At 65.3% G+C, this 7,507-nt stretch carries 5 protein-coding genes and 4 pseudogenes; 4 read left to right on the top strand and 5 right to left on the bottom strand.

Annotated elements, in window-relative coordinates:
* Nucleotides 1-211, top strand: a pseudogene (locus H535_RS0121510) (IS110 family transposase); the annotation flags it as partial.
* A gap of 182 nt (nt 212-393) precedes the next feature.
* A pseudogene (locus tag H535_RS27225) lies at nt 394-1,554 on the top strand (ISL3 family transposase); the annotation flags it as partial.
* A gap of 87 nt (nt 1,555-1,641) precedes the next feature.
* Here the strand turns inward: H535_RS27225 and H535_RS0121500 are convergent.
* The 3 genes from H535_RS0121500 to hxlB form a co-directional block, all read right to left on the bottom strand.
* On the bottom strand, nt 1,642-2,688 hold the full coding sequence (locus H535_RS0121500) for an NAD(P)-dependent alcohol dehydrogenase (RefSeq protein ID WP_026821165.1): 1,047 nt from the start codon (nt 2,686-2,688) through the stop codon (nt 1,642-1,644).
* Nucleotides 2,689-2,989: 301 nt separating this feature from the next.
* On the bottom strand, nt 2,990-3,613 hold the full coding sequence (hxlA, locus tag H535_RS0121490) for a 3-hexulose-6-phosphate synthase (RefSeq protein ID WP_026821164.1): 624 nt from the start codon (nt 3,611-3,613) through the stop codon (nt 2,990-2,992).
* 45 nt (nt 3,614-3,658) lie between these two features.
* Nucleotides 3,659-4,189 (bottom strand): 6-phospho-3-hexuloisomerase, encoded by a 531-nt coding sequence (gene hxlB / locus H535_RS0121485; RefSeq protein ID WP_413228309.1) that lies wholly within the window; start codon nt 4,187-4,189, stop codon nt 3,659-3,661.
* A gap of 413 nt (nt 4,190-4,602) precedes the next feature.
* Between hxlB and H535_RS0121475 the strand changes: the two genes are divergently transcribed.
* Together H535_RS0121475 and H535_RS0121470 are read left to right on the top strand one after the other, a co-directional pair.
* Nucleotides 4,603-5,187 carry a TetR/AcrR family transcriptional regulator gene (locus H535_RS0121475; protein WP_026821162.1) on the top strand — a complete coding sequence of 195 codons (585 nt, stop codon included), beginning with the start codon at nt 4,603-4,605 and terminating at the stop codon, nt 5,185-5,187.
* A gap of 77 nt (nt 5,188-5,264) precedes the next feature.
* Nucleotides 5,265-5,954 carry a type 1 glutamine amidotransferase domain-containing protein gene (locus tag H535_RS0121470; RefSeq protein ID WP_026821161.1) on the top strand — a complete coding sequence of 230 codons (690 nt, stop codon included), beginning with the start codon at nt 5,265-5,267 and terminating at the stop codon, nt 5,952-5,954.
* A gap of 11 nt (nt 5,955-5,965) precedes the next feature.
* Here the strand turns inward: H535_RS0121470 and H535_RS27220 are convergent.
* Nucleotides 5,966-6,622 (bottom strand): annotated as a pseudogene (locus tag H535_RS27220) (ISL3 family transposase); the annotation flags it as partial.
* Nucleotides 6,586-7,454 (bottom strand): annotated as a pseudogene (locus H535_RS29260) (IS5 family transposase). The pseudogenes H535_RS27220 and H535_RS29260, both read right to left, overlap by 37 nt.
* Nucleotides 7,455-7,507 lie beyond the last annotated feature (53 nt).

Genomic DNA, 7,507 nt, shown 5'->3' with positions numbered 1-7,507 from the left:
GGGCAATAAAGTCCTCAAACGAGCCCTGTTCCTCTCCGCCTTCGCCGCCCTCAAGCACGACCAGTCCCGGGCCTATTACGACCGCAAACGCGCCGAAGGTAAACGCCACAACCAAGCCCTCATCGCCCTGGCCCGCCGCCGCTGCGACGTCCTCTTCGCCATGCTCCGCGACGGCGCCCTCTACGACACACCGACCATCAAGGCAGCCTGACCAGACCAGCCCCACAGCCGGCGAGCACCACGCCGCCGGCCGCTAACCCCTGCCCAAAACGCCATGCCGCGCATTCTCGAAAAACCCAAGCCCAACCCCTTGACGAAGAACATAGGGACACCCCCCTGTCGCCCCGTTGCTAAGAGTGCTTAGATGTAGGTGCTTGGCATCTCTGGTTGTACGGATGCGAAGGCAGCCCGCGGGACAGCGTGACCCGACGGTTGGCGCACGAGCTGTTGGGCTGGCGCCCCACGACGCTATTGATCACGATCCGCCGCTACAGGTGCACCGGCTGCGGCCACGTCTGGCGCCAAGACACCAGCCGCGCCGCCGAACCGCGCACCAAGCTGTCCCGGACCGCGCTGCGCTGGGCCCTGGTTGGGCTGGTCTGCCAGCACCTCACCGTCGCCCGCCTCGCCGAGGCACTTGCAGTGTCCTGGGACACCGCCAACGACGCCGTCCTCGCCGAAGGCCAGCGGGTCCTCATCGACATACCCGACCGCTTTGACGGCGTCGCTGTCATTGGCGTCGATGAGCACGTCTGGCGACATACCCGCCGCGGCGACAAGTTCGTGACCGTCGTCATCGACCTCACGCCCGTGCGCGACAGGACGGGCCCGTCGCGGCTGCTGGCCATGGTCGAGGGCCGCTCCAAGCAGGCGTTCAAGACCTGGCTCGCCGAGCGTCCGAAGGCCTGGCGCGACGGCCTGGAGGTAGCCGCCATGGACGGGTTCACCGGCTTCAAGACAGCCACCACCGAAGAGCTGCCCGAGGCCGTGGCGGTGATGGATCCGTTCCACGTGGTCCGTCTCGCGGGCGACGCGCTGGACCGTTGCCGGCGTCGGGTCCAGCAGGACCTGCATGGTCACCGCGGCCGCAAGGACGACCCGCTCTACCGGGCCCGCCGGACCCTGCACACCGGCCACGACCTGCTCACCGACCGGCAGCGCCAGCGGCTCACGGCGCTGTTCGGAGTCGAGGACCACGTCCAGGTCGAGGCCACCTGGGGCATCTACCAGCGCATGATCGGCGCCTACCGAGAGCCCGACCGCAGCCGCGGCAAGCAGCTCATGACCAAGCTGATCGAGTCCGTCACCGCCGGCGTCCCGACCCCTCTCATCGAGCTCCGCACGCTCGGGCGAACGTTGACGAAGCGGGCCGAGGACGTGCTGGCCTACTTCGACCGCCCCGGCACCAGCAACGGCCCGACCGAGGCCATGAACGGACGCCTCGAGCATCTCCGCGGCTCGGCTCTGGGCTTCCGCAACCTGACCAACTACATCGCCAGGAGCCTGCTCGAGACCGGCGGGTTCAGACCCCGACTACACCCTGGATTGGGATGAGCCGCGTTACGGACCCGAAGGGGTCAGTACGGAACAGGCCACCCCTACCGGGCACGGTAGGGGTGGCCTGTTCATGTTTCGTACGGGTCAGGCGAAGGTGGCGGCGTCGATGACGAAGCGGTAGCGGACATCGGAGGCCAGCACACGCTCATAGGCGTCGTTGATGTCGTCGGCGCCGATGAGCTCGGTCTCGGGGTGGATGCCGTGCTCAGCGCAGAAGTCGAGCATCTCCTGCGTCTCGCGGATTCCGCCGATCATCGAACCTGCCCAGCTGCGGCGGCCCGGGATGAGAGCGAACGCGGGGACACCGAGCGGCTCGGAAGGAGCCCCTACGTTCACGAGGGTGCCATCGACCTTGAGGAGGCCGAGATAGGCACCCATGTCCACCTTCGCCGAAACCGTGTTGATGATGAGATCGAACGAGTTCGCGAGCTCCGTGAAGGTCTCCGGCTCCTTCGTCGCGTAGTGGGCCTTCGCGCCGAACCGCAGGGAGTCCTCCTTCTTGGAGGTCGTCTGCGAGAGCACCGTGACCTCGGCGCCGAGGGCAGCGGCGATCTTCACGCCCATGTGACCGAGACCGCCGAGGCCCACGATGGCCACCTTCGTGTCCGGCCCTGCCTTCCAGTGGTGCAGCGGCGAGTAGAGCGTGATCCCGGCGCAGAGCAGCGGGGCGACCTTCTCGAAGTCCAGGCTCTCGGGGACGCGGAGCACGAAGTCTTCGGTGACCACGACGGCCTGCGAGTAGCCGCCCTGGGTGATGGTGCCGTCAGCGGGATCGACGCCGCCGTACGTCTGGACGTTGCCTTCAGCGCAGTACTGCTCGTCGCCGCGCACGCAGTACTCGCACTCGCCGCAGGAGTTGACCATGCAGCCCACGCCGACGCGGTCGCCGACCTTGTGCTTGGTGACCTCGGCGCCGACTTCGCTCACGGTGCCGACGATCTCGTGGCCGACGACCTGCGGGTACTGGATGTCGCCCCACTCGCCGCGGACGGTGTGGATGTCGGAATGGCAGACGCCGGAGTAGGCGATGTCGATCATGACGTCCTTCGGACCGACGTCGCGGCGCTCGATGGTGGTCCTGATCAGCGGTTCGGTGGCGGACGGTGCCGCGATGGCGTTGACGGTGCGCATGGTTCTCCTATGAGGGACGGTGCTGTGGATGGTGGACGTGCGGGTCAGGCTTCGGGGATATCGGGGCCGAAGCTGAGCGGGTCGAACACACCGAAGTTCTCCGCGATGCGGCTCCGAGTGACCGAACTCGGGATCACGATGGCGACGGTGATCTTACTGTGCACGCATCGAGCATGTTCTCTCTGTTCCTGTCGGTCGGACAGTTCAGTCGGTGACGAACCGTAAGATCCTGGCGGGCGATCCGACGAGGATGGCCGGCCCTTCCGGACCGGCCTTCGCTGATACTCGTGGAACTGGCGGCTCAGCTGATGGCGTCGCGGAGTTCTTTCGCGGCCTGCGCGGGATCGTCTGCGCTGTAGATGCCGCCGCCGATGACGGCGACGTCCGCGCCAGATGCCTGCACGTCCTTGATGGTGGCGAGCTTCACGCCGCCGGCCACGGAGAAGGAGACGCCGGATTCCTTGCCGGCGGTCAGCAGGGCGTTGAGGTCGTAGCCCTCCTGGGCCTGCTCGTCGAGTCCGGAGTGCATCTCGACGAACGTGGCGCCGAGTTCGGTGACCTCCTTGGCGCGGGCAGCCTTGTCCTCCACGCCGATGAGGTCGACGACGACGCCCTTGCCGTGCGCCTTACCGGCCTTGATGGCTCCGGTGATGGTGGAGTTGTCGGCGACGCCGAGCACCGTCACGAGATCGGCGCCGGCCTTGAACGCGATGTCTGCTTCAAGTTCGCCGGCGTCCATCGTCTTCAGGTCCGCGAAGACGATCTTGTCCGGGTGGGCTTGCTTGATGGCGGTGACGGCGGAGAGGCCGGCGTTCTTTACCAGCGGGGTGCCGAGTTCGATGATGTCGACGTACTCGGCCACCTTGCCGGAGAGCTCCAGTGCGGCTTCGAGGGTCAGTACGTCCATGGCGAGTTGTAGTTTCATGATGTGTCCTTCGATTGCTGGGGATGGGAAAGAGGGGGGAGCGCGCTACTCGAGGTTCGCGTGCCGGGGCCAGAGGTCTTCGGCCGGTGTGCCGTCGGCCTGCCACAGGGTGTGGAAGATGGCGTCGAGCACCATGAGCAGCGCCTGCTCGAAGAGGCTGCCGGAGTACTGCCGGGACGCGGTGCCGCCGTGGTCCGTCTTCTGCGCCGCGGGGACCACCACGATCACGTGGGCCAGGTCCGCGAGATCCGAAGCGCCGTCGGTGGTCAGGGCTGCGACGCGGGCACCGACGTCCCGTGCGGTTCCGGCGGCGGCAACCGCCCCAGGCGTCGTCCCAGATCCCGAGGCGACGATCAGGAGATCGCCTCGGGCAATCGCCGGCGTCGTCGTCTCGCCCACCACGTGAACGGTCAGGCCGAGATGCATGAGGCGCATGGCGTGCATTCGAAGAGCGAGGCCGCTGCGTCCGCCACCGGCCACGAAGACGCGACCGGCCTGCCGGATCTCGGTCACGAGTGCGGCGAGCTGGTCGTCCTGCAGGCCGTCCACCGCTCCGGCAAGCTCCTGCTGGAGCAGGCCCAGGCTGGTGGCAACGCGAGGATTGGTTGGTTCGTCGGTCAAAGGGTCTCCTGCCGGTGAATGGTCGTCCAGATCTCAGTTCATCACCCCGTGAGGGGCGCACATCGACCAGGGACGTTCGAGTCGGATCTGATCCGCTACGGGATCACGATCTGCGGATGCAAGCGGCGCGATCCTTTCGTCCTCACCGGTGGCTTGCTCATGCGCCCTGCCGACGGTGAGGACGGAGCGTGTCTGTCTGAGTGCGCTCCGTCCTATGGCGAGCAAGGCTGATCCGCGCGGACGGTGGGTATTCGTGCTCTTCATGTTTCTGGCTGTCATAACGGCGGCATACAGCATCTATTGCATCGTTCGAAAGCAACTGTAGCCGTCGACTAGACGACTGGTCAACTAGTGCGTATGGTTGCAGCATGGAGTCGAAGACGGACAGTCGTCAGAGCATTCTGAATGCTGGTCAGCGCACGATTGCACACAAGGGTTGGTCTGCTGTGGGTCTCACCGAGATCCTGACTGCTGCTGGTGTGCCCAAGGGCTCCTTCTACTACTACTTCAACTCCAAGGAGGCATTCGGGGAGGCCATGCTCGCCAGGTACTTCAACGAGTACCTCGCTGACATGGACGCCATGTTTGCCCGCCCGGATGTCCCCGCAGCCGAACGGTTGATGGACTACTGGAGAACCTGGCGGGCGACCCAAAGCCTGGACGACTGCGAGGGCAGATGTCTTGCGGTAAAGCTCGGTGCCGAAATCGCCGACCTCTCCGAACCACTCCGGGTCGCACTCGAACACGGCACGACAGCAATCACCGGGCGCCTCGAAACGATTCTTGAGGCCGGCCTCGGCGACGGGTCCATGTCATTGAAGAGTTCCGTGCCGGTCACCGCGCAGACTCTGTACAACTTGTGGCTCGGATCCAGTGTTATGGCGAAGATTCAGCGGACCCCAGCCCCGATGGATAACGCACTCACATTGAGCAGCCAGATACTTCACGCATAGAAAGTTTCTTGTGCCTCACCGGCAGCACAAGTTTTATCGTCGTCTATAGCCGACCGGTCTACTAAAGGAAAATCATCATGAAAATTCTCATGGTTCTCACATCACACGATCAGCTCGGCGACACCGGTAAGAAGACCGGTTTCTGGCTCGAGGAACTCGCCGCACCGTACTACCGCCTCATCGAGGCTGGCGCGGACATCACCCTGGCTTCCCCCAAGGGTGGGCAGCCACCTCTGGATCCGAAGAGCAACGAACCAGATTCCCAGACCACGGACACGCACCGCTTCGAAGCCGATGCCTCGGCGCAGCAGGCCCTCGCCAACACAGTGCGGCTGGACACGGTCACCGCCGGTGATTTCGACGGCATCTTCTATCCCGGTGGTCACGGCCCACTGTGGGACCTTGCCGAGGACCAGGACTCGATCCGTCTGATCGAATCGACGCTCCGCTCAGGGAAGCCGGTCGCCCTGGTCTGCCACGCTCCCGGCGTCCTGCGTCACGTCCGCAACGAGGACGGCACCCCCCTCGTGAAAGGGCTGAAGGTCACCGGGTTTACCAACTCGGAGGAGGAGGGAGTGCAGTTGACCGACATCGTGCCCTTCCTCGTTGAGGACGAACTGATCAAGCTCGGTGGGGACTACTCCAAGCGCAGCGATTGGGAGTCGTATGTCATTGCGGACGGTCTGCTGATTACCGGCCAGAACCCCCAGTCATCGGCCGAAGCAGCCGACGTGCTGATCGCCAAGCTGAGCAGCCTCACCGCATAAACGGGCTCTTCTTACTTGAGGTGGGGGTGGGTGGGTCCGCCGCCGATGAGGAGCATGCGAAGTCGGTAGTTGTGGCGGTTGCGGAATCCTCGGGCGACTCGGCGGTGAAGTTCGATGAGTCCGTTCACGGCTTCTGTGCCGCCGTTGTTGGAGCGGTCGGTGTCGAAGTAGGCCAGGAACGCTTCCCGCCACCGTTTCAACGTGCGTCCGAGGCGGGCGATTTCGGGGATTGGGCAGCTCGGGAACGAATCGAGGATCTGCTCGGCGATCTTGCGTCCCTCACCAGTGTTGGGGTGGCGGTACGCGGAGCGGAGCTGCTGGGCGCAGGACCACGCGATATAGACGGGCAGATGTGCGTCCTCGTTGGCAGCGATCGCCGTTTCGAAGCGTTCCCATTGCTTCTCGGTGAGTTTCTCGGAGCCGGCGCGCAGGAGGTTCTGGATCCCGTAGAGCGGGTCGCCCTTGCGGCCTCGGTGGCCCAGGGTTTCCTGCTGGATCCGGCGCCGGCATTCATCGACGGCAGCGGTGCCGAGTTTGACTACGTGGAAGGCGTCCAGGACCGCGACGGCGTCCTCGAGCTTGTCATCGATCGAGCTCTTGTAGCCCTGGAAGGGGTCCAGTGCGGCGACCTTCACCCCGGCACGGAAGACCTCACCGCGCTCGGTGAGTAGACGGTGGAGTACTTGTCGTACCGGGTTGCCAGCCCGCGCCACTGCTTGAGTTGGGCGTACTGGCGCTCGATGACGTTGCGGCCCTTTGTAGGCGGCCGCGTCGAGGCCCACGGGCCGCCCATCGTGGGAGCCCCGGCGTTTCCGGTGGCCCTGTTGGTCCGCCGGCTCGGGGATCACGGTCTTGATGCCACGAGTGCGCAGATGGGTGCGGATCGCCCGTGATGAGTACGCCTTGTCGCCCAGGACCGCGTCCGGGCGGGTGTGGGGCCGACCTGCCGGCCGGGTCACACGCAGCTGTTCCAGCAGCGGCAGCAGCATGGGCGAGTCTCCTGCTTGGCCAGGGGTGATCAGGCTGACCAGTGGCAGCCCTTCACCGTCGACGAGCTGATGGATCTTCGTGCTCAGCCCGCCGCGAGAACGTCCGATGCCGTGATCGGCCGGCTCTTCACGCGGATTCTTGTAGTTCGATCCATCCCCCTGTGTGGCGGGTGGTGTTCGTGGCGTGCTGATGTGCCCGGGCGATCGTGGAGTCCACCGCCACCGACCAGTCGATCAAGCCTTCCGCGTCCGCGGCGGCGGTCAGTGTTGCCAGCACCGTGTCCCAGGTGCCTTCTTCGGCCATGCGTCGATGCCAGGTCCACACGGTCTGCCACGGACCGAAGACCTTGGGCAGATCGCGCCAGGCGATCCCGCACCGGTACCGGTAGATGATGGCCTCGACCATCATCCGCGCATCCGAGAACGACCTGCCCTGCCGGCCCGTGCGAGTAGGCAGCATCGGGGCGATCAGCTCCCACTGAGCATCAGAGAGGATGTGGAACCGGGACATGCCTTCCAAGGTGCCAGCCGGCCCCTGGACTCATTGTCAGACACGCCCTAGTG

Origin of the sequence: Arthrobacter castelli DSM 16402, from assembly GCF_000430705.1 — a bacterium.
Classification (GTDB): domain Bacteria; phylum Actinomycetota; class Actinomycetes; order Actinomycetales; family Micrococcaceae; genus Arthrobacter_C; species Arthrobacter_C castelli.
The sequence above is the reverse complement of the archived record's forward strand: the minus strand, read 5'-3'. Positions and strand labels throughout refer to the sequence as shown.

Coding starts and splice junctions, on each gene's coding strand:
- H535_RS0121500 (WP_026821165.1), bottom strand. CDS start 2,688: ATGCGCACCGTCAACGCCATCGCGGCACCGTCCGCCACCGAACCGCTG.
- hxlA (WP_026821164.1), bottom strand. CDS start 3,613: ATGAAACTACAACTCGCCATGGACGTACTGACCCTCGAAGCCGCACTG.
- H535_RS0121475 (WP_026821162.1), top strand. CDS start 4,603: ATGGAGTCGAAGACGGACAGTCGTCAGAGCATTCTGAATGCTGGTCAG.
- H535_RS0121470 (WP_026821161.1), top strand. CDS start 5,265: ATGAAAATTCTCATGGTTCTCACATCACACGATCAGCTCGGCGACACC.